The organism is Streptomyces sp. ALB3, from assembly GCF_044385685.1.
Taxonomy (GTDB): Bacteria; Actinomycetota; Actinomycetes; order Streptomycetales; family Streptomycetaceae; genus Streptomyces.
Window position 1 is genome coordinate 1 of record NZ_JBISCE010000009.1, and the last position, 25,000, is coordinate 25,000.

Sequence of the window (25,000 nt, forward strand, 5' to 3'; positions counted from 1 at the left end):
CCCCCACCGCAGGGAGCCCGGCGGACCACCGCCGGGCCCCCCGGTTCCGGCAGACCTGCGTGTCAGGCGTCGGTGGGCACGGGCGAGGCGTAGCCCACCGGATCGGCCAGCACGTCCTGCACCACCAGCGCCGCCGCGCCCCGCGCCGCGTCACCCGCGACGGACGACGCGCGCAGCCTGCCCCCGCCCCGCGACCACAGGCCGGACACCACGCGACCCGTCAGCTCCTCGTCGGCGGGCGGCGAGAGCCACGGCATCAGGCCGCGGTAGATACCGCCGAGCACCACCGCGTCGGGATCGAACAGGTTGACCGCGCCCGACAGGACCTGCCCCAGCATCCGGCCGGCGCCGGCCAGGGCGGCCAGCGTCACCGGGTCACCCGCCTGCGCGCGACGCTCCAGCTCCATCACCCCCGCGGCCCCGCCCCCGGCCTCACCGATGCCGGCCGCGCGCAGCAGGGCCGACTGGCCGGCGTACTGCTCCAGGCAGCCGCGCGAGCCGCACCTGCACTCCGGGCCCGCCGGGTCCACCACCACGTGCCCGATCTCCCCGGCGAAACCGTGCGCGCCGCGCAGCAGCTCACCGTCGAGCACCAGGGCGCCGCCGACACCGATCTCGCCCGTCAGGTAGAGGAAGCTGCGGACGGTGTCGAGCCCGCCGAACCACAGCTCGGCCAGCGCCGCCAGGTTGGCCTCGTTCTCAGAACGGACGGGCAGCGGTGCCGTGCCGGGACGCAGACCGGCGAGCGCGTCCGCGAACAGCTCCTCGGCCGCGACCTGGTTCCAGCCCAGGTTCGGCGCCTGGCGTACCGAGCCTCCCGAGACGAGCCCCGGCAGCGCCAGTGCCGTACCGACCGGGCGAAGCTCCTGCTCCAGGGCCGAGTCCAGGGTGCGGGCGGCGATGCCCGCCGCCCTCGCCAGGACCTCCTCGGGCGGGGAGCCGCGGTTGTCCAGATGCTCGGTCCGGCGCACCCGGCCCGTGCCCGCCAGATCCACGACACACACCGACACGTAGTCGATGTTGATCTCCACACCGAGACCGGCGGGCCCGGTGCGCGCCACCTTCAGAGCCGTCCCGGGGCGGCCGGCCTGACCGCTGAACGTCTTGCCCGACTCGGTCAGGAAGCCGCTGCCCAGCAGCTGTTCGACCAGGGAGGACACGGCGGCCCGGGTGAGCCCGACCCGGGCCGAGACCCCGGCCCGGGTCGCCTCACCGGTCTCGCCCTCGTCCCGTACGGCGCGCAGCACGAGGCTCAGGTTGTGGCGTCGCACGGTGTCCTTGTCGGCCTTGGACCCCAGGGGCGTGAGGTAGCTCTTCATATCGTCGACGAGCCTATGTGATACCCCGGGGGACACGGCTCCCGGCCGGGGCCGGGCAGAGTGCCGGAGGACCGCCCCGCACCCGGCCGGGCCGTGTCCTACAGGTCGGCCGCGTCCGCGACCGCGCCCAGGTCGACGAACTTGAACCCGGTCGCCTCCCGGCCCTCCTCGCTGCCCGAGGCGGAGGTCTCGTGCCCGTCCTGCACCACGAGCAGCCCGTTCGGATAGCGGGAGCCCAGCGGCTCGTTGAGCACGGCGGCGCCGTCGCACTCCTCGCTGCCGTCGAGGTCGGCCGACACGGCACCGACGCGGAAGCCGCCTTCGTACTCGTTGCCCTCGGAGACCTCACGGTCGTACAGGGCGAAGCTGTCGTCCCCCTGGCCGGACGCCATGAGGTAGCCGTCACCACCGGACTCGCGCAGGAGGGTCAGCCCCTCCACGTCGGCCGCCAGCCGCTTGCCGCCGAATCCCGGGTCGGTACCGGGCGCGCACTCCTCCGTCTCCGGGTCGTACGTCCCGGGTACGCCGTACTCGCGGACCTTGTCCACCAGGACCGGGCGTCCGGTCAGCCCGGCGGGAAGCCGCCAGATGCCGACGTCCTCCTGGCCCGCGTAGAGCGTGCCGTTCTCCGGGTCCACGACCATGCCCTCGACCTGGGGGAGCTCACCGGGCTCGCCGCACGGTGTCCACGAGGTGCCGTCCGGAAGCCGGAAGGACGAGGGGAGCGAGAGGGTGCGCACCGGACGGTAGCCCACCGTGCCCGCTGCCGTCGGCCGCAGCTCCAGCAGGGCGAGGTCCGTGGTGTTGCGCCTGCTGACGACCGCGTACGAACGGCCGGTGGAGCGGTCCTGCCAGGTGGCGAGACCGTACGCGGTCCGCTGCTCGTTGATCTCGGCCTGGCCGGACGAGAACACGGGGGCGGCACCGGGATCCGTGACGTCCTTCAGCGGCCCGCCGGGCTGCGAGGGGTCGACGCGGTAGATGCGGAGACGGTCGTTGCCCCGGTCGCTCACCACGGCCACGTCGGCGCGGCCGGACGGAGTGCGGAGCCCGGTCAGGATGTCGACGTTGTTGAACCTGCCCGGGGCGTCGTCCTCCGCCGCGGGTGACGGCGCCGGGACGGACTGGACCAGGGACGCGTCCAGACCGTAGACCCGCAGCCCGCCCTCCTTGGCCGTTGCGACGACGAGACTGCGGCCGGGGGCGGCGTCGTCACGCCAGATGGCCGGGTCGTCGGCGTTGGCGTTTCCGCCCGCCTCGTCGTCGTACAGCGCGGCCGTCTCGGCCGACGCGCCGACGGACGGCAGCGACCGCGCGTGGGCGGGCGACAACGGAACAAGGGTGATCAGTGCCGTGCCGAGGAGGGCGGTGGCCGCAAGGCGAGGGGAGCGGTGCGTGCGCACAGATGCTTCCTGTCGTGAGAGGGGCATGTCCATGACTCGTCAGGAAGTGTCGGGCGACGCGGGGCCGCTGGGGTGTCGCGCCCATGAGAGCGACACGGGCACCAGGTGAATTCGCGGTGCCGGCGGCGCGGGAGGGACCGGTGACAGGATGTCACCGGGCCCGCCCCCGACGCCGCCGGCCGGCCGCGATCAGGGCAGCGCACCCCGGGCCTTCAGCATGTCGGCCATCAGCGCGGTCTCCGAGTCCTGGGCCCTGGCCATCCCCGCGGCCAGGTCCCTGATCTCGTCCGTGCCCGCAGCCCCGGCCGCCGCCCGCGCCATGTCGGCCCCCGCGCGGTGGTGGACGGTCATCAGCCGCAGGAACAGGACCTCGGCGTCCCTGCCGTCCGCCGCGCGCAGCCCGTCCAGCTCCGTGTCCGTCGCCATACCCGGCATGAGGGAGCCGTCGGACGGAGTGACCGGGTGGCCCATCCACTCCATCGGCGGCCGCTCCGAACTCTTCGGCCTGCCCCAGGACTCCAGCCAGCCCAGCATCATGCCCCGCTGGTTGGCCTGGGTGTTGACGATGTCGTACGCGAGCCGGCGCACGTCCTCGTCCTCGGTGCGGTCCCGGACGAGGAACGCCATCTCCACCGCCTGCTGATGGTGGACCGACATGTCCCGGGCGAAGCCCACGTCGGCCGAGCCCTCCGCGGGGGCGGCGCCGGGCGTTCCGGTGCCGGCGGGGGAGGCTTCCGAGGGCGGCACGACCATCAGCAGGACGAGCCCCACGGCCATGGCGAAGACCACGGCCCCCGCCCACAGCAACGGACGGGGTGCGCGCGCGGGCGGGGTCACCCGGCCACCCCGCCGGAGCAGGCGGCTCCCGGCTCCGGGGTCTGCGCGCCCTGGACGTACTTGGTGAAGAACTGCGCGACCCGGGGGTCGGTGGCGCTCTTCACGGTGAGCTGCTTGCCCCAGGCGCTGAGCATCAGAGGATCCTTCTGATCGGCCACAGGGCTCATCAAGGAGTACGGCGTCTTCGCGACCCGCTCGGCGAGCGCCTCGGTGTCGGCGGCCTTCGCCTTGTCGTTGTACGTGACCCAGACGGCGCCGTGCTCCAGGGAGTGGACGGCGTTCTCGTTCCGTATCGCCTCGGTGTAGACGTCGGCGTCGCAGTTCATCCAGACCGGATCGTGGTCGCCGCCGACCGGCGGGTTCATCGGGTAGTCGACGGGCGTGCTGACGTGGTCCTGAGTCAGGTCGCCCCAGGACTTCTCGCCGGTGACGGGCGAGGTCCTCGCCTGTTCCTCGGCCTTGTCCTGCTCGTCGGCGGCCGACATCAGGTAGCCGCCCCCGGCGACGAGGCCGGCGACCACGACGACGGCCGCGGTGATCGTGACGACGCGGCTCCGGCGCTCCCGGGCCCGCTCCTTGCGGCGGGCCTCCTCGAGCTTGGCGCGGCGCGCGGCGGCAGGGCTGTTCAGTTTCTTGGCGGAAGCCATGTCGAGTCCTTGTGTTCAGCGGATCGCGGGCGCGGGAAGCGCGCCACGCGGGGGCGAAGGGCGCACGGACGGCCCGCCCCCGGCGCGTCGGAGACGCGGGGGCGGATCCGGGCGGGCCTAGATCCGCTGGACCTGGAGACGGAGCCGGTCGACGGCACCCACCGCGTCGTTGGCGGGCCCCCGGATCGCCGCCGCCCCGGTGAGCGGAGCGGCCGGGGGTGCCGCCGAAGGGCAGGGCGGGGTGGCGGGAGCGGCGTGGCCGGGCAGCACGACGGCCGTGGTGTGGCCGGCCGTTCCGTGACAGGAGCTGCCGGCCCCGTGCTCGTCCGGGGCGTCGGCCACGACGACGGACGCGGCCGCGGCGGGTGCCGGGGTGAAGGTTCTGGCAGCGGTCGCGGAAGGAGTCCCGGCGTGAGGCGAGGGTGTGCCGGCCGGGGAGCAGCCGAGGAGCACGGCCACGAGCATCAGTGCCCAGACCGGTACGAAGGACAGGCCGAAGGCCCACCGTCGCCGGTCCGTCGGTGCGCTCGCTCTGGTCATCGCCGCCATCGTAGATGGTGTGTGAATCTTCAAAGAGTTCAGCCCACAGCTTGGCGGGATAGTGTGCCCCGGTGACGACGCAATCGAACGTACCTGCGGGTTGGCATCCTGATCCTCACGGGGCTCCCCAGCTGCTCCGCTACTGGGACGGCTCCCGCTGGACCGAGCACACGCACCCGGCCCAGGGGCAGACGCCCGGCCAGGCCCAGGCGCCCTACCAGGCCCAGGCCTCCGCGCCCGCGCAGCCGCACACCGTGACGCCGCAGCCGCAGGCCACTCCCGGGCCGGCAGCCGCCGTTCAGGGGCTCGCCCCCCAGCAGGCGGCTCCGCACCAGGCCGCGCCCGGTGCCGGCTCACTTTTCGGCCAGCCGGTCCTGATCGTGAACCAGAAGGCCAAGCTGATCGAGCTGACGAACGAGTACAGCGTCTTCGACCAGCAGGGCAACACCGTCGGTTCGGTCGCCCAGGTCGGCCAGAGCGGCCTGCGCAAGGCGCTCAGGTTCGTCTCCAGCATCGACCAGTACCTGACGCACCGCCTGGAGATCCGCGACGCCTACGGGCAGCCGCAACTGCTCCTGACCCGCCCGGCGAAGTTCATCAAGTCCCGGGTGATCGTGCAGCGCCCCGACGGGCAGCCCGTCGGTGAGATCGTGCAGCAGAACGCCATCGGAAAGATCAACTTCTCGATGACGGCCGACGGCCGGCAGATCGGAGCGATCAAGGCCGAGAACTGGCGCGCCTGGAACTTCGCCATCGTCGACCACACCGGCGCCGAGATCGCCAGGATCACCAAGACCTGGGAGGGCCTGGCGAAGACCATGTTCACCACGGCGGACAACTACGTGCTGCAGATCCACCACCAGCTCCCCGAACCGCTGCTGAGCCTCGTCGTGGCGACGGCGCTGACCGTGGACACCGCCCTCAAACAGGACGCCCGCGGCTTCGGCTGATCCCGCCCCCGTGCGGCCGGCACGGCCGCACGGGCAGACGGGCAGCTCCGCGCCACGGGCGGCGGTCAGTCCGGCTGAACGCCGCCCCGCTCCGCCTCCGCCATCTCGGCAAGCACCCGCTCGGCCACCGCGAACGCCGAATTCGCCGCCGGGACCCCGCAGTAGACGCCCGTCTGCAGCAGTGCCGCGCCGATCTCCCGCGGGCTGAGACCGTTGCGCACCGCCGCGCGGACATGCATCGCCAGTTCGTCGTGATGCCCGTGTGCCACCAGGGCGGTCAGCGTGATCAGGCTGCGCTCGCGCCGCGACAGAGTCGGATCGGTCCAGATCTCGCCCCAGGCGTAGCGCGAGATGAAGTCCTGGAAGGGAGCGGTGAACGCCGTGGTCCTCGCCTGCGCACGGTCCACGTGCGCGTCGCCGAGGACCTCGCGGCGCACCGCCGTCCCGCCGGCGCGCTCCCGGGGCGCGAAGTGAGCGCGCAGGGCTTCCCGTACGGCCTCCGGACGCTCGGCCGGCGCCAGGTGGGAGGCGCGTGGCAGCTCGGTCAACGCGGCACCCGGAATGGCGTCGGCGAGCTCCCGGGCGTGTGCGGGAGGCGTCGCGGGGTCCTCGCGTCCCGCCATGACCAGCGTCGGAGCCCGTACGCCGGACAGTCCCGGCCGCAGATCGCAGTCGGCGAGTGCGTCGCAGCAGGCGGCGTACGCCGACGGATCCGTGCCCAGGAGGTCGTCGAGCAGCCGGGGCTCGGTGAACCCGGGTGTGAACCAGCGGCTCGCAGCGCTCTCCGCGATCTTTCCCAGGCCCTCGGCGCGCACGAGGGCGGCCCTCTCCCGCCACGGCCCCGGGTCGCCGAAGTGGGCGGACGAGCACACGACGGCCAGCCGGTCGAGGCGTTCCGGGTGGTGCACCGCCAGCCAGAGGCCCACCGCGCCGCCGAGTGACACCCCCGCGTACGAGAACCGGTGCAGGGACAGCGAGTCGGCGAGGGCCAGGACCAGGGCGCCCAGATCGGCGATCTCCGCACCCGGTCCGATCAGGCAGGCGGGCGACCCGCCGTGCCCCGGGAGGTCCCACCGTACGACCCGGTGGGAGACGGAGAGTTCGGGGGCGACCCCGTCCCAGAGCGCGGTGGAGGTGCCGAGCGAAGGGCCGAGGAGGAGTGCGGGCGCGCTCGCGGGCCCTTCGGCGCGATGGTGCAGGAGTCGGGCGGGCGTCGTGGTCATCGGCGCTCCAGAGCGCGGTCGGTGAGGGGTCCGGCACTGCCGGTGTACCGGGCGGGGTCGGTCAGTTCCGTGAGATCCAGGCCGTCGAAGGCGGGTTCGTCCGCGAGGATCTCCGCGAGGGGTCTGCCCTCGTCGCGGGCCCGGCCGGCCGCCTCGGTGAGGATCTCGCCGGCGCGGGCCCGGCCCACTCGTCGGGCGGCGACGGCGGCCAGCCGTTCCGAGACGATCAGCCCGCCGGTCAGCGCCAGGTGGCTCCGCATGGCGGACGGGAACACCTTCAGGCCCTCGGCGAGTTCCACCGCGTCCCGGGCCGCCCCGCCGACCAGGCGCAACAGCTCGCGCAGCGGCTCCCACTCGGCGTGCCAGGCTCCGGCGGGCCGTTCGTCCTCGGCGGCGAGCGAGCCGTAGAGAGTGGCCGCCACGCCGGGTGCGCGGCGGGCCGCCGCGGCGATCAGGGTGGCCCGCACCGGGTTCGCCTTGTGCGGCATGGCGGAGGAACCCCCGCCGGATCCCTCCGCGAGCTCGGCGATCTCGGTACGGGACAGGGTGAGCACGTCGGCGGCGGTCTTGCCGAGCGCGCCCGCCGTGAAGGCGAGCGCGCCGGCCAGGTCGGCGACCGGGGTCCGCAGGGTGTGCCAGGGCAGCGCCGGTTCGGCCAGACCCAGCTCCCGGGCGTACGCCGGGACGAGGTCCATCCCGTCCCCGTCGGCGGTCGAGAAGGCGGCCAGCGTGCCCGCCGCGCCGCCGAGCTGGACGGGGAGCGCCTCGCGCACGGCCCGCACCCGGTCCCGCGCGTCGAGCACCAGCGACCGCCACCCGGCGGCCTTGAGGCCGAAGGTCGTCGGTACGGCGTGCTGCGTCAGGGTCCGGCCGGGCATCGGTGTGCCGCGGTGCCCGGCCGCCAGCCGCTCCAGCGCGTCGGCGGTCCGGCCCAGGTCGTCGAGGAGGATCCCCAGCGTCCGGGACGCCACCAGCATCGCCGCGGTGTCGAGGATGTCCTGGCTCGTCGCGCCCCGGTGCACGAAGGGCCGCGCCTCGTCGTCGACCGCCGCCGAAAGGGCGGCGACCAGCGGGATCACCGGGTTCCCGCCGGAACGGGCCCGCAGCGCCAGGTCCCGCACGTCGAACCGGCCGGCGTCCGCCGCCGCGGTGACCGCCCGCCCCGCCTCCGCGGGGGCGCGCCCGGAGGCCGCCTGGGCCCGGGTCAGCGCGGCCTCGGCGTCCAGCAGGGCCTGAAGGAAGGCGTGGTCGCCGGTGGCGGCCTCGGCGGCGGCACCCGCCCGCCCGGGGGCGAGGAGCCCGGCGTCGCTCTCGTGCATCAGCTGAACTCCAGGAAGACCGTCTCGTCGTCGCCCTGGAGACGGATGTCGAAGCGGTAGGTACGCGGATCGGTGCGTGTCGCGATCAGTGTGGCGCGCCGCTCGGCGTCCAGCGACCCCAGCAGAGCGTCCCCCGCCTCCGCGCCCTCGTCGAGCAGGTCCGGGAGGTACACCCGGGTGTACAGGTGGTGCACCAGGCCGCGGGCGAACACGGCGGCGCAGAGGTACGGGACCCCGCCGGGCGGGAGCGTACGCACGAACCAGCGCCCGGCAGCGTCCGTCGGCGCCCGGCCGAAGCCGGTGAAGTCCACCCCGTCGCGTCCGGTCACCTTGCCCGAAGCAGGGTCGCGGCGCAGCGATCCCGGGAGGCCGGTGCGCGATCCACCGGGTGCGGGCTGCCACGTCTCGACGATCGCGTCGGGCACGGGGGCGCCCTGGCCGTCGAGCACACGGCCGTACACCGTGACGGTCCCGGGATGCCCGGCCGGGGCGACCTCGCTGCCGCCGGGAAAGGGCAGCGCGTAGCCGTAGAACGGGCCGACGGTCTGGGAGGGCGTCGGGGCGTGGGACATCAGGCGTCGCCTTCTTCCTCGGTCCAGGTGGCGCACGGTCCGTCGAGGACGATGTCCCAGCGGTAGCCGAGGGATAGTTCGGGGATGGACAGGTCGTGGTCGTACGCCGCTATGAGCCGCTCGCGCGCGGACCGGTCCGTGACGGAACGGATCACCGGGTCGTAGGGGAGGAGCGGATCACCTGGGAAGTACATCTGGGTGATCAGCCGCTGGCTGAACGACGTGCCGAACAGCGAGAAGTGGATGTGGGCCGGGCGCCAGGCGTTGGTGTGGTTGCGCCACGGGTAGGCACCGGGCCTGACGGTCGTGAACGAGTAGCTGCCCTCGTCGTCCGTCAGACAGCGCCCGAAACCGGTGAAGTTCGGGTCGAGCGGCGCCGGGTGCCGGTCGAGCTGGTGGGCGTACCGCCCGGAGGCGTTGGCCTGCCACACCTCGACGAGTTGCCCGCGCACCGGCCTCCCGGCCCGGTCGAGCACGCGGCCGGTGACGGTGATCCGTTCCCCGAGCGGCTCGCCGTGGTGCTGCGCGGTGAGGTCGTGGTCCAGCGCGGTCACGTCCGTGACGCCGAAGGCCGGCCCGGACAGTTCGACCGCCTCCGGGTCGCGCACGGGGATGGGGGAGCGGTGCGGATGACGGAAGTGGCTGCTGCGGTACGGAGGGTAGTCGCGCGGCGGATGGTGGGCACCCGGCTCCGCGGCGGCCTCGGCCCTGGCCACCTCGGAGTCGATCTCCCGCTGGCTCAGGCCGTCCGGCAGCGGACGTCGGGATGGGTCACGTGCGGTCATGTCACGGCTCCGTGAGTGCTGGAAATGCTCAGTGCACTGATGAAATGGCGATGGCGATGAAGCTACCCAGCCCTGCTGCGCGGGTCAATACCCTCAGTACACTGTGCGTCTTCGGCGTACCGGCCGAGGAGGCCGGCAGCCGCCGGCCGACCAGGAGGGGACGGTTCCGTGCAAGCGGTCGATCTGAGCACCCACCCAGGGCATCTGGCCCGTCGTCTTCAGCAGGCGCACCACCTGCTCTGGAACACGATGGTCTCCACGGAGATCACCTCGCCCCAGTTCGCGGTCCTCAACGCGCTGACCGCCGAACCGGGCCTGGACCAGCGGACCGTGGGGGAGCGGGTCGGGCTCGACCGGTCGACCGTCGCGGAGGTGATCACCCGGCTGCTGCGCCGGGAGCTGCTGGACAAGGTGCGGGACGCGCACGACGGCCGGCGCTTCCTGCTCCGCCTCACGGACGAGGGCGCGCGCACCCACCGGCGGCTCGCGCTGCGCACGGTCGGGATGAACCAGGTTTTCCTCGGCCCGCTCTCCGCCGGCGAGCAGCGGACGCTCTTCGACCTGATGCGCAGGGCGGCGGACGCCGCCGAGGCGTTCCGCGCGCCCGAGGGTGCCGGGCCGCCCGGGGAGCGGTGAGCCGGGGATGCCCGGGGTGTGACGGCGCGGGGCCGTGCGGGGTGAGAGGGCGGCCACCGAGGCGAGGTGGTGCACGGCTCATATCTTTTACAGGTGTAACACCTGTTAAAGTAAATGAGTGAGTGCTACAGCTATGCGACCCCGGAAGCCATCCGTCCGCAAACTGCCCGTCACCGGTGTCCTGCGGCTGAACAGCCCTGCCGAGATCTGGTACAAACCCGCGCTGAGCGTGGTGGTCGCCTCCGCCGTCCCGAACCTGCTGCTGTACTCGCTCGACCGCCTCGACCTGGTGATGTACACCATGGCGGGCTCGCTCTGCGCCCTCTACGGGCACAACCTGCCTTACGCCCGCCGGGCCCACACCGCCCTCCGCGTGATCCTGGGAATGGCCGCGGGTCTCGCCGTCGCGCTGGTCACCGCCTCGGTCACCGACTCGACCGCCCTGCTGATCGCGGTCGGCGCGCTGCTCGCGGCCGTGCAGAAGACCTTCTGCGACGCGACCCGCATCGGCCCGCCCGGCAACGTGATCTTCGCCTTCGTCACCTCGGCCGCGCTCTTCGCGCCCCAGGAACTGGGGCGGGTGCCGGAGCACATGGCCCTGATGCTGGCAGCGGGCGCCCTCTCCTGGCTGGTCACCGTCGGCCCGGCCCTCTGGCGCAAGGAGGGACCGGAGCGCCTAACCACCGCCCGCGCGCTCGACGCCGCCGCCGTGTACGCGGCGGGCCCCGACGCCCGGACCCGGCACGCGGGGGCCGCGGCGGTCCAGGCCGCATGGCAGGCGCTGCTCGCCGCAGGGCGCCCCACGCCCGTACGCCGCGAGCTGGAGCGGCTCGTCGTCCACGCCGAGCGCGCCCTTGCCACCCCCGCGGCCGACGGTCATGTCCCCGGCGCCGATCCGGGCGAGCTGCGCCGTTGGGCCACGGCGACCCGCGCCCGCGGGCCGGTGCCCAGCCCGCCGCCCGCCCCCGGCACCGTCGAGCAGCTCTTCGGCGTCGACGCCGAGCGGGCCGGACAGCGGATGCGGCGCGGCCGGCGCGAGGCCCGGCGCGGACTGCTGCGCGCGCTTCGCCCCGGCTCCCCGGTGCTGCCGGTCGCCTTCCGCACCCTCCTCGGGTGCGCCCTGGCCGGTTATGCGTCCTCGGCGCTCGGTGTCGGCCACCCGTACTGGGCGCTCGTCACCGCCGCCTCCGTCTACCAGCCCAACCTCACCCTGTCCTGGAGCAGGGCGCTGCAGCGGACCGTGGGCAACCTCCTCGGCGTACTGGTCTTCGCCGCCGTCATCCCGCTCGCCCGGGTCAGCCCGCTCGTCCTCGTCCTGTGCGTGCTGTTCTTCAACTTCGCCGCCGAGGCCCTGATCACCCGCAACTACTGGCTCGGCTCCGTGGCCGTCACCCCGATGGCCCTGCTCATCCTGGAGTTCGGCGGCCACCAGCCGGCGGGCGAGCTCATCGCGGACCGCGCCCTGGACACCCTCGTGGGCGTCGGGGTCGGCTTCCTCGCAGCCCTCGCCGTCACCAACCGCCGGGCGTCCGGCCGGGTCGAGAGAGCGCTCGCAGCCGTGGGGGAGGCCCGCGACCACGCCGAGCGGGCGGTCGCCGACCCCGCTGCGGACGCCCTCGCTCTCGGGGCGGCACGCAGGAGGCTGACCGCCTCCCTCGTCGAACTGCGCGACGCCGGTGACGTGGCATCGGGCGAATGGTGGCAGCGCGCCCTGCCCGAGGAAGAGCTGCTCGCGGCCGAACAGGCAGGACACCGTACGCTCGCGGCGACAGCACAACGGCAGGGACTGCTCACCCTGCCCCCGGCGAACGGAGCGGTGTGACCGACGACATCGTGGCCTCGGTGGTGCGGCAGTGGCAGGCCGTCAGCCCGGGTCTGGACACCGGGCCGATGGAACTCATCGGCCGCATCAACCGCTGCGCGGCCCTGCTCCAGCAGGCCGAGGACGCCCCTCTGCGCGCCGCGGGACTGACCCGCGGCGAGTTCGACCTGCTCGGCGCGATGCGGCGTACCGACCGTGAGCTCACCCCCGGCGAGCTGGCCAGGGAGACCTTCTCCTCGGGGGCCGCCGTCACCAAACGGCTGCGCGCTCTGCAGGAAGCCGGTCTGATCGGCCGCCGCAGCGACGCCAGGGACCGCAGGGTCGCCCACGTCGGGCTGACGGAGGCGGGCCGGGACCTGGTGGACCGTCTGCTGCCCGAACAGCTCGCCTACGAACGGTCCGTGCTCTCCGGACTCGACGAGGAGACCCGCGACGGACTCAGCGACCGGCTCGGCGAGCTGCTGGTGCAGCTGGAGGGCCGGCTCGGCGGCGGTCGCCGCTGATCACGCGCCTGCGGACGCAGGGCAGGACGGGCCGCCCCTGTGCGGCTGCGCGAATCTCACCGTCGGTGAGCGCACGCGGGCAGGGGACGGTCGCGGTGCTGCGAGGCCGGTGACGCGGCGGGCTCGGCGGGGGGACCCGCAGTCGTCGTGCCGACGTACTCGCACACACGTCCGTCGCTCATGGATCTGCACCTTTCGATGCGATTCGATCACCCGTGCCACCGTCCCGCTCTGAGGTGCACGTGTAATCGTGCGTTCTGGCAAAGCTCGCACGCGTGTGCGCAGTTTTTCGTCTCTGCGCAGGAAACCCGGGCTCCGTAATGGACATCCCCTGAAGGTTGATGTCCCGCAGGGCGGGACGATGTGGCCTGCGGCGCAGTCTGTCCATGACTCGACACTCACCGCACACGCTCGGCGACGGTGAGTGCGAAACCTGGCGAGTGTATTACCGGAGGCGTGCTCGCGCAGGGGGTTGGGTGAATATGCCGAAGCACTGTTCTGATCTGGCTAGGCTCACGCGCAGTGAAGTCGAGTTGATATGAATTCGAGCACTTGTTCATAACTGTCCGTGCAAGTGCGTATACCTCCCGAATCAACCGCCAGAGGGTTTAGATGGTCCGTGTTGAATCACCGCCGACCAACAGAGACATCCCCGTAGTCCGTGCCGCGCTCCTGCCCGTCGTGCTGATGGCCGGCGCCACCGCCGCCGGCGCCGTCCCGGTCACCGGGGCCACGCGCGCGGCAGTCGTCTGGTGCGGCGCGATCGCCACAGCCGTGGTCGCCACGCTCACCGTCGTGCTGAACCGCAGGCGCCGGGCGATGCGGGTCCAGCGCGCCGAGTACGAACAGCGCATCGCGGTCCTGGAGCACCGCATCGCCTCGTACGACCAGGAGACCGAACGGCTCGGCAAGGAGCTCCTGCCCGCCGCGATCCGCCGGCTGCGTGCCAGCAACTCCCCGCAGGAAGTGATGCGCGACGTCGTCGACGCGGACGCGTCGTACCGCAACCTCCCCAAGGCGCAACGCGCCCTGGTCCTCCAGGTCCTCGACATCATCGACAACGAGGAGGCGATGCGTGACTCCGCGCAGCGCGCCTTCGTCAGTGTCGCCCGCCGGGTCCAGGCCATCGTCCACCGGCAGGCCAGTGAACTGCGGGAGATGGAGGACCATCACGGCCGCAACCCCGACGTGTTCGACGACCTGCTCCGCATCGACCACGGCACCGCGCTGATCGGGCGGCTGGCCGACTCCATCGCCGTACTCGGCGGCGCGCGCCCCAGCCGGCAGTGGCCCAAGGCGGTGCCGCTGTTCAGCGTGCTGCGCGGCGCCATGTCCCGGATCCTGGAGTACCAGCGCGTCGATCTGCACTCGATCGCCAAGGTCGCCATCGTCGGCACCGCGGTGGAGCCGCTCATCCACGCCTGCGCCGAACTCCTCGACAACGCGACGCGCTACTCGCCGCCCCAGACCCGGGTGCACGTCACCGCGGTCGAGGTGCAGACCGGCATCGCCATCGAGATCGAGGACGGCGGCGTCAGCCTCAGCGAGGAGGCCCGGGCGAGGGCCGAGAACATGCTCGCCCAGGCCCAGGCCGGCATCAACATGAACGACCTCGGGGAGTCCCCCCGCCTCGGCATGGCCGTGGTCGGCCGGCTCGCCCGGATGTACCAACTCCAGGTCTCACTGCGGCAGTCCGCGTACGGAGGGGTCCGTGCCGTCCTCATCGTGCCGCGCGACATGATCACCACCGGCCCCGCCCCGGGCATCGCCCACGGGATCGGCGCCACCTCGCGGCCCCAGAGTTCGCTCGACATGTCGCAGATGCAGCACGTCGTCCCCCCGCGGGGCAAGCACAAGGCACGTCCCGCCGCGACCGGGCCCGTCCCGTCGCTCGCGTCCCCCGCTCCCGCCCCGGCCCCGGTGGCGTCCGCCGCCCGGCCGGCACCCGCGGCGGCAGCCATGGGTGACGACGAGATCGTGGTGACCGAGTGGACCGAAGGCGGGCTCCCGCAGCGCCGCAGCCGGGGGCGCGCACCCCTCGGTTCTCACAATCTCCCGCAGCAGTCCGCGTCGGCCGCAGAGCCCGTCGCGCGCAACGGGCACGGCGGTGGCGGCACGGCTCCGCCCGGACTGTGGCTGGAGGCCTTCACACAGGCCGTCAACGGTGTGCCCAAGGAGCCGAAGAACGACACGGACTCCGACGACGCGTGGGACAAGGGAGACGAGAAGTGATCCAGCAGCGGGCGAACATGGACTGGATGCTCAAGGAACTGGCCGACGACGTGCCGAGCATCCACCAGATCGTGGTGCTCTCCGCCGACGGTCTCCGCATCGCCCGGCACGGCGGCGACCCCGACGTCGCCGACCGCCTCGCCGCGGCGTGCGCCGGACTGCAGAGCCTGGCCGCGGCCGTCGCCACCGAGATCCCCTACAGCGACGGCCTGATGAAGCTCGTCGTCATCGAGGTCACCGGAGGCTTCTTCTACCTGATGGCCGCCGGCACCGGCGCCTACCTCGCGGTCCTGGCCGGCGAGACCGTCGACGCCGGTCTGGTGGGTGCCCGGATGCGCGACATGGTCGTCCGTATCGGCGCGCACCTGACGAGCCCTCCGCGCCACGACGGGCAGTCCGGATGAGTCCTCCCCGACGAGAACGCCGAAAGGCCGACCCGGCGGTGAGCGACCCGGAACGGCTGTACGTGATCACGGGGGCGCCGGACGGCGAAAGGGCGGAGCTCGACCTCGTCACCATGGTGGTGGCACAGGCAGAGCCCTCGCCCACGGTTCAGCCCGAGCAGGCCGCGATCCTGCGGCTCTGCAAGGCCCCGCTGTCCGTCGCCGAGATCTCGGCCTATCTGAGCCTCCCCTTCAGCGTGGTCACCTCGCTCCTGACAGAACTCCTGGCGACCGAACTGATCGAATCGCGCGCGCCCGTCGTCCGCGCCGCGCTCCCGGACCGGTCCCTCCTCGAAGCGGTGATGCATGGACTCCAGAAGCTCTGACACGATCACGGGCCCCCGCAGCGAGGACGTCCTCCCCGACACGGCCACGGCCGCGGTGAAGGTCGTCGTCGTCGGCGGGTTCGGCGTCGGCAAGACGACCATGGTCGGCTCGGTGAGCGAGATCCGGCCCCTGACCACCGAAGAGACCATGACCCAGGCCGGTGTCGGCGTGGACGACAACGTGGGGGTGGAGACCAAGACCGCCACCACGGTGGCCATGGACTTCGGGCGGATCAGCCTCAGCGACGAACTGATCCTCTACCTGTTCGGCACCCCCGGCCAGGAACGCTTCTGGTTCCTGTGGAACGGACTCTTCGAGGGAGCGCTCGGAGCGGTCGTCCTCATCGACACCCGGCGGCTCCAGGTCAGTTTCGACGTCATCGGCAGGCTGGAGGAGCGCGGCGTGCCGTTCGTCGTGGCAGTCAACACCTTCCCCGGGGCGCCGCGCCACCCCGTGGAGGCGCTGCGCAGAGCCCTGGACCTGCCGGAGGAGGTCCCGATGATCGACTGCGACGCCCGGCTGCGCGCCTCCAGCCGCGACGTGCTGATGACCCTGATGCGCTACCTGCACAGCCTCGCCGTGCCGCTCGCCTGACGGCGGCACGCCCCTCTGCCTCTGAACGGGCCCTGTCCCCAGCCGGCCCGGTCCCGGAACGTCTTATTCCTGGAGCCACAGTGACAACCCCCTTCCACCATGAACCCGGATCGGCCACGGGCCCGGTGCCGCCCCCGCAGTGCCCCGCGCACGGCATGGGCATCGGACCCGGCGGGCTGCGCCGGCTGTACGGTCCCGAAGCCGAGGCGGACCCCGCGGGTCTGTACGAGAAACTGCGTGCCGAGTACGGCACGGTGGCGCCCGTCCTGATGCACGGGGACGTCCCCGCCTGGCTCGTGCTCGGGCACAGCGAGAACCTCCACATGACCCGCACGCCCTCCCAGTTCTCCCGCGACTCGCGCCGGTGGCGTGCTCTGCAGGAGGGCAGTGTGGCCCCCGACCACCCCCTCGCCCCGGTCTTCACCTGGCAGCCGGTGTGCTCGTTCGCCGAAGGCGCCACCCACGAACGGCTGCGCGGCGCCGTCACCGACAGCATGGCGCGCATCGACACCCGTGGCGTGCGCCGCCACATCAACCGCTACAGCAACCGGCTCGTCAACGACTTCTGCCAGGAGGGCCGGGCCGAGCTGGTCAGCCAGTTCGCCGAGCGGCTGCCCATGATGGTGATGTGCGCGATCATCGGCATGCCGGAGGAGTACAACGACCGCTTGGTGCAGGCGGCCCGTGACATGACACGGGGCTCGGAGACGGCGGTCGCGAGCAACGCCTACGTGATCGGCGCGCTGGACCGGCTGGTGCAACGCCGCAGGGAAGCTCCGGCCGAGGACTTCGCCACCTGGCTGGTCGAACACCCCGCGGGCCTCACCGACAAGGAGGTCAGCGAGCACCTGCGGGTGGTTCTCATCGTGGCCTACGAGACCACCGCCAACCTGATCGCCAACGTGCTGCGCATGGTGCTCACCGACCCGAGGTTCCGGGCCAGGCTCAGCGGCGGGCACATGACCGTGCCCGAGGCCGTGGAGCAGACACTGTGGGACGAGCCGCCGTTCACCTCGGTCCTGGGCCGCTGGGCGGTCGGCGACACGGAGCTCGGCGGGCAGCAGATCAAGGCCGGTGACGCCCTGATCGTCGGGATCGCGCCGGCCAACACCGACCCCGTCGTGCGGCCCGACCTCACCGCCAGCATGGAGGGCAACCGTGCGCACATGGCCTTCAGCAGCGGCCCCCACGAGTGCCCGGGGCAGGACATCGGACGTGCCATCGCCGACGTCGGTGTCGACGCCCTGCTGATGCGCCTGCCGGACCTGGAACTCAGTGTCGAGGAGAGCGAGTTGCGCTGGACGGGCAATTTCGTGTCACGGCACCTGGTGGAGCTGCCTGCCGGCTTCGCCCCCAGTCCGCAGCAGGAGATCGACGCGGAACCCCTGCCGGCGGTGTCCCGTTCCCGGTCGCAGGCCGACTGGGAGGTCTCGTCGCCCGCCGCCCCGCGGCGGCCCCCGGCGGCGCGTACCCCCGCGACCCCCACCGCCGAGCCGTACGCGGCGTCCGGAGAGGGAGCCGTCATCCCGGCGCAGCGGAGTGGGCCGACGAAGGTCTGGCGTGCCGTGGTGCGGTGGTGGAACGGCCACTGACACCGGGAGGCCGGCGCACCGGGCTCCCGGGCCTCCGGGTCCGGGGGCCCCGCGTCCCCGCCCCGTACCATCGAGCAGCGTGAAGCTGACAATTCTTGGCGGTGGCGGATTCAGGGTCCCTCTCGTGTACGGGGCGCTGCTCGGCGATCACGCCGAAGGCCGCGTCTCCCGGGTGACCCTGTACGACACCGACGCGGACCGGCTGCAAGCCGTCGCGCGGGTCCTGGCGGAGCAGGCGGCCGGCGTCGGTGACGCGCCCGAGATCCTCGCCACCCGCGACCTCGACGAGGCCCTGCGGGGCGCGGACTTCGTCTTCTCGGCCATCAGGGTCGGCGGACTGGAAGGCCGCGCGGCCGATGAACGTGTCGCGCTCGACGAAGGCGTCCTGGGCCAGGAGACGGTCGGTGCCGGCGGCATCGCCTACGGGCTGCGGACCGTTCCCGTGGCGATGGAGCTGGCCCGGCGTATCGCCCGGCTCGCGCCCGACGCGTGGGTCATCAACTTCACCAATCCGGCCGGCCTGGTCACCGAGGCCATGGCCCGGCACCTCGGCGACCGGGTCATCGGCATCTGCGACTCGCCGGTGGGACTCGGCCGACGGATCGCGAGGGCCCTGGGCGCGGACCCGGACCGTGCGTGGATCGACTACGCCGGGCTCAACCACCTCGGCTGGGTCCGCGGCCTGTGGATCAACGGCCGCGACGAGCTCCCGCGCCTGCTGGCGGACCCCGCACTGCTCGGCTCCTTCGAGGAGGGCAGGCTCTTCGGGCCCGACTGGCTGCGCTCGCTGGGCGCGATCCCCAACGAGTACCTGCACTACTACTACTTCAACCGGGAAGCCGTCAGCGCCTACCGGGAAGCCGGGCAGACCCGGGGTGCCTTCCTCCGTGAACAGCAGGAGGGCTTCTACACCCGGATGAAGGACCCGTCCGCCCCGCCGCTGGCGACCTGGGACCGTACGCGCGCCGAACGCGAGGCGACGTACATGGCGGAGAACCGACAGGCGGCCGGTGCCGGTGAACGCGAGGCCAGTGATCTGGAGTCCGGAGGCTACGAGCAGGTGGCCCTCGCCCTGATGCGCGCCGTGGCCCGCGACGAACGCACGTCGCTGATCCTCGACGTGGGCAACCGGGGGACGCTCCCGGTGCTCGACGCGGACGCCGTCATCGAGGTGCCGTGCCTGGTCGACGCCAACGGCGCGCATCCCGTCGCCGTCGACCCGCTCCCGTACCACGCGGTCGGGCTGGTCACCGCGGTGAAGGCCGTGGAGCGGGCGGTGCTCGAAGCCGCGGAGAGCGGGTCGCGGGCGGCTGCCGTGCGGGCCTTCGCCCTGCACCCCTTGGTCGACTCCGTGTCGGTGGCCCGCAGGCTGGTCGAGGGCTATACGAAGGTCCACCCGGGACTCGCCTACCTCGACCGGCCGTGACCGGGCCGGCCGGCCTCAGGGAGCGGGCACGGCCCTCGGCCGGCCGGACGGGCCCCAGGACGGTGCGACACCGGTGACCTGGCACACCATGAGGAAAAGCGGAATGGGGGGCGTGTAGGGCGTGCGGCTCTCCGGCGCGTGGATCAGCCGGGGGCGTACGGCGGGGACGTAGGCCCCGGTGGCGTAGAAGACCTGCTCCGGCCAGTCCAGATCGAGGTCCGAGCCCGACGGGACGATCCACCACCACTGGTCGGCGTCGGCGAACACACAGCCGGCGCGCGGCAGATGTGACATCAACCGGAACCCGTACCGGGCGGGCACGCCCACCGCGTCGCAGCCGAGGCTCGCGGAGAGGGCGGGCGGCAGGGGCAGCTGGATCCTGCCCGGTACACCGTCCTGCTCCGCAGGACGGCCGCGACGGCCGCCGAGCAGCTGGGACAGGGCGTGTCTCAGCATGCCCGCTCCGAGCCGTACGGCAACTCGGCCCAGACGACGCGCCCCGAGTGGTTCCCCGCGGCGTGCGACCCCCAGGCGGCGCTCATGCTGTCGACGAGCAGCAGTCCACGCCCGTGTTCACCCTCGGCGGTCAGGGAGAGCCGGGGGCCGCCGGGCTGGCGTCCCTGGTCCTGCACGGAGACGCGCAGACGGCTCTCGTCACACCGGAGCTCGCAGACGACGCGGGCGCTCGCGGTGTGCACCACCGCGTTGGTGACCAGTTCGGAGACGATCAGCACCGCCGCGTCGTAGGTGTCCCCGGTCAGCCGCCAGTCCGCCAGCCGGGCGCGGGTGAGGCGCCGGGCACCGGCCACCGACTCGGGGTGCGCCGGCAGCGCGAAGCAGTAACGGAGCGCTTCCGTCCCGGGGCAGAGGTCCATGAGCCGGGGGATGAGCGCACTGCCAGGTGCCACGACCGATTCCTCACAGTGGGGGCTGTGTCACGCCTCGCGTCGGCCCGAAAAGGGCGGACGCGATCACGCGGACTTGGTTCGGTCACCAACTCTCCCCCTGACAAGAACACTTGGCAAGGGGCACTCTGAAATTTCCAGAGTGGCTGTGTCCCTGGAGCCGTGCGCATGGCACACTGCTGGCACACAGCGCATCGGGAGGTCTGAAGTGAGCGAACCGCGGTCCGCCCCGACCGTGGGCCAGGTCGTTCTCGGCAAGCGCCTGCAGGATCTTCGGGAGCGCGTCGGCCTGAGCCGGGACCAGGCGGCGAAGGTGCTCCGTGTGGCCCCGGGGACCATACGCAGGATGGAGACGGCCGAGGTCGGCCTGAAGATCCCCTACGTCCAGCTCCTTCTGAAGGCCTACGGAATCTCCGACGACGAGACCGACGCCTTCGTCGAACTCGCCGAGGAGGCGAACAAACCCGGCTGGTGGCAGCGCTTCCACGACGTGCTGCCCGACTGGTTCAGCATGTACGTCAGCCTGGAGGGCGCCGCGAGCCTCCTGCGCACCTACGAGCCGCACTTCGTGCCCGGCCTGCTGCAGACCGAGGACTACGCGCGCTCCGTACTGCGCACCGGCGCGGTCGGCCAGACCAGGCCCGCCGACATCGAGCGCCACGTGGCGCTGCGGATGGAACGGCAGTCCCTGCTCACCAAGGCGGAGGCGCCGAAGCTGTGGGTCGTGATGGACGAGACCGTCCTGCGACGCCCCGTCGGCAGTCCCGACGCCATGCGGGCCCAGGTCGACCGCCTGCTCGAGTCGACCGACCTCCCCAACGTGACCCTCCAGATCGCCGAGTTCGCGACCGGCCACCACCCGGGCACGTACGGCCCGTTCGTCCTCTTCCGCTTCGCCGTTCCCGAACTCCCCGACATGGTCTACAGCGAGTACCTGACCGGTGCCGTCTACTTCGACGCGCGCCCCGAGGTGGCTTCCTACCTCGAGGTCATGGACCGCATGGCGGCTCAGGCCGCAACTGCACAACGCACGAAGGAAATCCTCAGGGACTTCCGCAAGGAGCTGTGATGAACCACATATACAACGGCATGCCGGCCGCCGATCTCGGCACCGAAGGCTGGTACAAGCCGTGGAGCGGTGGTAACGGGGGCAACTGCGTCGAGGCCATGAAGCTGGCGGACGGCAGGGTGGCGGTCCGCCAGTCCGCGGACCCGGACGGCCCCGCGCTCATCTACTCCAACGGGGAGATCGCAGCCTTCATCCAGGGCGCCAAGGCCGGGAAGGCCGACTTCCTCCTCACCTGACACACGGACGACCTGACACACAGTTCCGCACCACGCGCTGTTCGCCGAATTCCCCGACCAACGGAGTGCGTCATGACCGGGCAGGAACCCCAAGCCGTCGAGATCGACACCAGCAAGCCGCATCCCGCACGGATGTACGACTGGTTCCTCGGCGGTAAGGACAACTACCCGGTCGACGAACAGATGGCCAGGCAGCTGCTGGCCCTGGACGCCCGGGGCCGGGACATGGCCCGGGTCAACCGCGCCTTCATGCACAGGGCCACCCGATGGCTCGCCGAGAGCGGAGTGCGCCAGTTCCTGGACATCGGCTCAGGCATACCCACCGAACCCAACCTCCACCAGATCGCCCAGCGAACCGCACCCGACGCACGTGTCGTCTACTGCGACAACGACCCGATCGTGCTCGCGCACGCGGCGGCGCTGCTGCGGTCCACGCCCGAGGGTGCCACCGAGTACATCCAGGCCGACGCCCGCCGGCCCGACGCCATCCTGGAAGCAGCGGGCGGGATCCTCGACTTCGACCGGCCGATCGCACTCTCCCTCCTCGCCCTCCTGCACTTCGTGGACGACGAGGACGGGGCCGCGGAGCTGGTGGACCGCCTCGTGGAGCGACTGCCCTCCGGCAGCTACCTCGTGCTCTCGCACACCACCGGGGACTTCGACCCCGAGGGCGCGGCCGAGGCGCGTGCCCTGTACAAGGCCCGGGGGATGACCCTGCGGCCCCGGTCGCGTGCCGAACTCACGGCCTTCTTCCACGGCCTCGAGCTCGTCGAGCCGGGTGTCTCGCTCTCCGCGGACTGGCGCCCGGAGCTCGGCGAGGTCATCGAGGTCCCCGGCCACGAGCCGATCCCCGGGTACGCGGGCGTGGCCCGCAAGCGCTGATCAGCGGGAGGACCAGCCGGCCGCCCGTGGGGCCACCCGCCCGTGTCCGGCGGTGGCGCCCTGGAGGTGGTCCCAGGGCGGCCCGGCGGACGATCCGCGCCGCACGTCACAATGGACGCATGTCACCACGTACCCCACGCCCGCGCCGGCAGCCCGCCGCCCCGGCGCACATCCCGCGGACGACGCCGGCATCGCCGTGCCCGTGCGGTCTGCCGGCCGCCTACGGGGAGTGCTGCGGCCGGTTCCACGCAGGCGCCCCCGCCCCGACGTGCGAGGCGCTCATGCGCTCGCGGTACACCGCCTTCGTCGTGCGGGACGCCGGCTACCTGCTGCGCACCTGGCACCCCGGGACCCGGCCGCCGTCGGTCGACTTCGACCCCGCGATGCGCTGGACCGGCCTGGAGATCCTGGACACGACGGAGGGCAGCGCCTTCCACACCACCGGAACGGTCACCTTCCGCGCGCACTACACCGACGACGGCCGCCCCGACGCGCTCCACGAGAAGAGCCGGTTCGCCCGCCACGACGGGGCGTGGGTCTACGCGTCGGCGGTCTTCGTCGACTGACCACGGGCCGTGACCGGTCCCCTCCCATCCGGGCGCCCGCCTCGTCAGACCGCGGCCGGCGCCCGCTCGGACGGAGCCAGCTGCCGCTCCAGGTCCTCCGCCAGCAGCCGTTTGGCGATCACGTCGACCGCCGCCCGCAGCTGCCGGTCGTCGGGCCGGGCGCCGTCCTCGGCCAGTCGTTCGTTGAGCCAGCGGCCCCAGGCCGCCGAGATCGTCGCCGCCTCCCGGCTGCCCGCCGCCGTGTGGGTGAAGAGGCGGCCGTCCCCCGTGAGGTAGCCCTCCTCGATCATCCGGTCGAAGACCGGCACCAGCACCTCCGGCGGGATCCGGTGCCGGGCCGCGATCAGTCCGAGCCCCGCGTGGCCGACCATCCGGGTGAAGAGGCCGACCTGCATCACGGCCCAGGCCCCTGCCATGTCGAGCCGGGTGTCGGACTCCGCGACGATCCGCCGGGCCGCGCCGGGCCCGGCACGTCGCAGGATCCTGGCCACCGCCGACTCCAGCACCTTCGTCGCGTCCCCGCTGCTCGGCTGGGCGAAGCCGTCACCCATGTCGGTCGAGCTCGCACGGGCGCTGTCGCGGAGCTCGACCTGCTTCAGGAAGAGCGAGACCACGAACCCCAGAAGGGCCACCGGCACCGTCCAGAGGAAGACCGTGTGCAGGGTGTCGGCGTACGCCTGCGCCAGGGGCGCGGTCTGTTCGGCGGGCAGTGCGTGCACGGCCTGCGGGCTCTCCGCGGCCCGTGCCAGCGACGCCGGATCGCCTCCCGCCCGCGCGGCCTGTTCGACGCCCTGCGTCAGGTTCGGCCGGAGCGCGTTGGCGTAGATCGTGCCGAACACCGCCGTGCCGAACGAGCTGCCGAGCGTACGGAAGAACGTCACGCCGGACGTGGCGGTGCCCAGGTCGGAGTAGTCGACCGTATTCTGCACGGCGATCGTCAGCACCTGCATCGAGAGACCGATGCCGATGCCCAGGACCAGCATGTACAGCGACTCCAGCCACACTCCGCTGTCCGGTCCCATCCGGGACAGGAGGTACAGGCCCGCCGCCATCACGAGCGAACCGATGACGGGGAAGAGGCGGTAGTGACCTGTCCTGCTGACGACGTTGCCGCTGAAGACCGAGGCGGCCAGCAGACCCAGCACCAGGGGCAGGGTCCGCACCCCTGACAGGGTGGCCGAGTCCCCGTCGACGTACTGCAGATAGGTCGGCAGGTAGATCATCGCGCCGAGCATGGCGAAGCCCACGATGAAGCTGAGGACCGAGCAGACGGCGAAGACCGGGTTACTGAAGAGCCGCATCGGCAGCATGGGCTGCTCCGCCCGCGTCTCCACCAGACAGAAGAGGGCCAGAGCGACGAGGCCCCCGACGAACAGACCGATGATGACCGGTGAGCCCCAGGCGTACTCGTTGCCGCCCCAGCTCGTCCCCAGGATCAGCGCACCGGCTCCGGCCGCGACCAGCGTGATGCCCAGGTAGTCGATGACCGGGCGTCCGGCGACCCGCACGGAGGGGATGGTGCGGGCTGCGGCGATGACGACCACGACGGCGATCGGCACGTTGACGTAGAAGGCCCAGCGCCAGGTCAGATGGTCGGTGAACAGCCCGCCCAGCAACGGCCCGACGACCGTGGCCACGCCGAACACGGCACCGATCGCTCCCTGGTACTTGCCCCGGTCGCGCAACGGGATGACATCGGCGATCAGCGCCATGGAGGTGACCATGAGCCCGCCCGCGCCGATCCCCTGGAGCCCCCGCCAGACGATCAGCAGCAGCATGTTCGACGCGAGGCCGCAGAGGAACGAGCCGGTGATGAAGATGACCGCCGAGATCTGGAAGATCAGCTTCCTGCCGAAGAGGTCGCCGAACTTGCCGACCAGCACCGTCGCCACCGTCTCCGCCAGCAGATAGGCCGTCACGACCCACGACATGTGCTCCGCGCCGCCGAGGTCCGAGACGATCGTGGGGAGCGCCGTCCCCACGATCGTCTGGTCGAGGGCGGCGAGCAGGATGCCCAGCACGATCGTGGCGAACACGATGTTGCGGCGCCGGGGGTCGAGCACGGGTGGCGCTGCGGCACTCTGCGCGGCGGGGGCGCTCTCGCTGGCAGTGGTCACCCTCGCACCCTCACACCCGGCCCTGCCCCACGCATGCGGGGGCGGGCCGGACGGG

The 25,000-nt window shown here is 72.4% G+C and carries 26 protein-coding genes; 14 read left to right on the forward strand and 12 right to left on the reverse strand.

Annotated features, from left to right (window positions below; translation table 11 throughout):
* Positions 1-62: 62 nt before the first annotated feature.
* The 5 genes from ACHFIV_RS10500 to ACHFIV_RS10520 form a co-directional block, all read right to left on the reverse strand.
* Positions 63-1,319 (reverse strand): ROK family protein, encoded by a 1,257-nt coding sequence (locus tag ACHFIV_RS10500; protein ID WP_398966016.1) that lies wholly within the window; start codon positions 1,317-1,319, stop codon positions 63-65.
* 98 nt (positions 1,320-1,417) lie between these two features.
* Positions 1,418-2,722, reverse strand: coding sequence for a phytase (locus ACHFIV_RS10505; RefSeq protein ID WP_398966018.1), 1,305 nt, complete (start codon positions 2,720-2,722; stop codon positions 1,418-1,420).
* Between the two features lie 189 nt (positions 2,723-2,911).
* Complete coding sequence (locus tag ACHFIV_RS10510; RefSeq protein ID WP_398966330.1) at positions 2,912-3,499, reverse strand: DUF305 domain-containing protein; 588 nt, start codon at positions 3,497-3,499, stop codon at positions 2,912-2,914.
* Positions 3,500-3,555: 56 nt separating this feature from the next.
* Entirely contained in the window at positions 3,556-4,206 is a 651-nt protein-coding gene (locus ACHFIV_RS10515) for a DUF3105 domain-containing protein (protein ID WP_398966021.1), read from the reverse strand.
* Between the two features lie 117 nt (positions 4,207-4,323).
* A complete protein-coding gene (locus ACHFIV_RS10520) occupies positions 4,324-4,746 on the reverse strand; it encodes a hypothetical protein (RefSeq protein WP_398966024.1) in 423 nt (140 codons plus the stop codon).
* A 71-nt stretch (positions 4,747-4,817) separates the two neighbouring features.
* Here ACHFIV_RS10520 and ACHFIV_RS10525 point away from each other — a divergent pair, with 71 nt between their 5' ends.
* Positions 4,818-5,696, forward strand: a complete 879-nt coding sequence (locus ACHFIV_RS10525; RefSeq protein ID WP_398966026.1) for a phospholipid scramblase-related protein — start codon at positions 4,818-4,820, stop codon at positions 5,694-5,696.
* Between the two features lie 65 nt (positions 5,697-5,761).
* On the opposite strand, the gene pcaDC is transcribed toward ACHFIV_RS10525, so the two are convergent.
* Genes pcaDC through pcaH form a run of 4 tightly spaced genes read right to left on the reverse strand, consistent with a single transcriptional unit; the run spans position 5,762 to position 9,595 of the window.
* Complete coding sequence (pcaDC, locus tag ACHFIV_RS10530) at positions 5,762-6,919, reverse strand: bifunctional 3-oxoadipate enol-lactonase/4-carboxymuconolactone decarboxylase PcaDC (protein WP_398966029.1); 1,158 nt, start codon at positions 6,917-6,919, stop codon at positions 5,762-5,764.
* Positions 6,916-8,238: a 3-carboxy-cis,cis-muconate cycloisomerase gene (pcaB, locus tag ACHFIV_RS10535; protein ID WP_398966031.1), complete on the reverse strand. Its 1,323-nt coding sequence runs from the start codon at positions 8,236-8,238 to the stop codon at positions 6,916-6,918. Before pcaB ends, pcaDC begins: the two co-directional genes overlap by 4 nt.
* Entirely contained in the window at positions 8,238-8,810 is a 573-nt protein-coding gene (gene pcaG, locus ACHFIV_RS10540; RefSeq protein ID WP_398966034.1) for a protocatechuate 3,4-dioxygenase subunit alpha, read from the reverse strand. Before pcaG ends, pcaB begins: the two co-directional genes overlap by 1 nt.
* Positions 8,810-9,595, reverse strand: a complete 786-nt coding sequence (gene pcaH, locus ACHFIV_RS10545; protein WP_398966037.1) for a protocatechuate 3,4-dioxygenase subunit beta — start codon at positions 9,593-9,595, stop codon at positions 8,810-8,812. Before pcaH ends, pcaG begins: the two co-directional genes overlap by 1 nt.
* 168 nt (positions 9,596-9,763) lie before the next feature.
* Here pcaH and ACHFIV_RS10550 point away from each other — a divergent pair, with 168 nt between their 5' ends.
* The 9 genes from ACHFIV_RS10550 to ACHFIV_RS10590 all read left to right on the forward strand — a co-directional run bounded on the left by ACHFIV_RS10550 (position 9,764) and on the right by ACHFIV_RS10590 (position 19,170).
* A complete protein-coding gene (locus tag ACHFIV_RS10550) occupies positions 9,764-10,231 on the forward strand; it encodes a MarR family winged helix-turn-helix transcriptional regulator (RefSeq protein WP_398966040.1) in 468 nt (155 codons plus the stop codon).
* Between the two features lie 133 nt (positions 10,232-10,364).
* A complete protein-coding gene (locus ACHFIV_RS10555; RefSeq protein WP_398966332.1) occupies positions 10,365-12,053 on the forward strand; it encodes an FUSC family protein in 1,689 nt (562 codons plus the stop codon).
* Entirely contained in the window at positions 12,050-12,556 is a 507-nt protein-coding gene (locus tag ACHFIV_RS10560) for a MarR family winged helix-turn-helix transcriptional regulator (protein ID WP_398966041.1), read from the forward strand. The genes ACHFIV_RS10555 and ACHFIV_RS10560 overlap by 4 nt, the downstream gene beginning before the upstream one ends.
* A gap of 612 nt (positions 12,557-13,168) precedes the next feature.
* Complete coding sequence (locus ACHFIV_RS10565; RefSeq protein ID WP_398966044.1) at positions 13,169-14,788, forward strand: sensor histidine kinase; 1,620 nt, start codon at positions 13,169-13,171, stop codon at positions 14,786-14,788.
* Positions 14,785-15,192 carry a roadblock/LC7 domain-containing protein gene (locus ACHFIV_RS10570; RefSeq protein WP_398966047.1) on the forward strand — a complete coding sequence of 136 codons (408 nt, stop codon included), beginning with the start codon at positions 14,785-14,787 and terminating at the stop codon, positions 15,190-15,192. The genes ACHFIV_RS10565 and ACHFIV_RS10570 overlap by 4 nt, the downstream gene beginning before the upstream one ends.
* On the forward strand, positions 15,189-15,557 hold the full coding sequence (locus ACHFIV_RS10575; RefSeq protein ID WP_398966050.1) for a DUF742 domain-containing protein: 369 nt from the start codon (positions 15,189-15,191) through the stop codon (positions 15,555-15,557). Before ACHFIV_RS10570 ends, ACHFIV_RS10575 begins: the two co-directional genes overlap by 4 nt.
* Positions 15,538-16,152 carry a GTP-binding protein gene (locus tag ACHFIV_RS10580; RefSeq protein WP_398966052.1) on the forward strand — a complete coding sequence of 205 codons (615 nt, stop codon included), beginning with the start codon at positions 15,538-15,540 and terminating at the stop codon, positions 16,150-16,152. The genes ACHFIV_RS10575 and ACHFIV_RS10580 overlap by 20 nt, the downstream gene beginning before the upstream one ends.
* A gap of 80 nt (positions 16,153-16,232) precedes the next feature.
* Positions 16,233-17,744, forward strand: coding sequence for a cytochrome P450 (locus ACHFIV_RS10585; RefSeq protein ID WP_398966055.1), 1,512 nt, complete (start codon positions 16,233-16,235; stop codon positions 17,742-17,744).
* A gap of 79 nt (positions 17,745-17,823) precedes the next feature.
* Positions 17,824-19,170, forward strand: coding sequence for a 6-phospho-beta-glucosidase (locus ACHFIV_RS10590; protein ID WP_398966058.1), 1,347 nt, complete (start codon positions 17,824-17,826; stop codon positions 19,168-19,170).
* A 15-nt stretch (positions 19,171-19,185) separates the two neighbouring features.
* Here the strand turns inward: ACHFIV_RS10590 and ACHFIV_RS10595 are convergent, their stop codons facing one another.
* Positions 19,186-19,626, reverse strand: coding sequence for a hypothetical protein (locus tag ACHFIV_RS10595; RefSeq protein ID WP_398966061.1), 441 nt, complete (start codon positions 19,624-19,626; stop codon positions 19,186-19,188).
* Positions 19,620-20,078: an ATP-binding protein gene (locus tag ACHFIV_RS10600; protein ID WP_398966063.1), complete on the reverse strand. Its 459-nt coding sequence runs from the start codon at positions 20,076-20,078 to the stop codon at positions 19,620-19,622. Before ACHFIV_RS10600 ends, ACHFIV_RS10595 begins: the two co-directional genes overlap by 7 nt.
* A gap of 205 nt (positions 20,079-20,283) precedes the next feature.
* Here ACHFIV_RS10600 and ACHFIV_RS10605 point away from each other — a divergent pair, with 205 nt between their 5' ends.
* From ACHFIV_RS10605 to ACHFIV_RS10620, 4 genes are all read left to right on the forward strand, one after another.
* The gene (locus ACHFIV_RS10605) at positions 20,284-21,144 is read left to right on the forward strand and encodes a helix-turn-helix domain-containing protein (RefSeq protein WP_398966066.1); all 861 of its coding nucleotides are present in this window, start codon (positions 20,284-20,286) and stop codon (positions 21,142-21,144) included.
* Positions 21,144-21,380, forward strand: coding sequence for a DUF397 domain-containing protein (locus ACHFIV_RS10610; protein ID WP_398966069.1), 237 nt, complete (start codon positions 21,144-21,146; stop codon positions 21,378-21,380). Before ACHFIV_RS10605 ends, ACHFIV_RS10610 begins: the two co-directional genes overlap by 1 nt.
* A 72-nt stretch (positions 21,381-21,452) precedes the next feature.
* On the forward strand, positions 21,453-22,262 hold the full coding sequence (locus ACHFIV_RS10615; protein ID WP_398966071.1) for an SAM-dependent methyltransferase: 810 nt from the start codon (positions 21,453-21,455) through the stop codon (positions 22,260-22,262).
* A 119-nt stretch (positions 22,263-22,381) separates the two neighbouring features.
* The gene (locus ACHFIV_RS10620) at positions 22,382-22,828 is read left to right on the forward strand and encodes a YchJ family protein (RefSeq protein WP_398966074.1); all 447 of its coding nucleotides are present in this window, start codon (positions 22,382-22,384) and stop codon (positions 22,826-22,828) included.
* Positions 22,829-22,872: 44 nt separating this feature from the next.
* Here ACHFIV_RS10620 and ACHFIV_RS10625 read toward each other — a convergent pair whose 3' ends face one another.
* On the reverse strand, positions 22,873-24,945 hold the full coding sequence (locus ACHFIV_RS10625; RefSeq protein WP_398966076.1) for an MDR family MFS transporter: 2,073 nt from the start codon (positions 24,943-24,945) through the stop codon (positions 22,873-22,875).
* Positions 24,946-25,000: the final 55 nt, after the last annotated feature.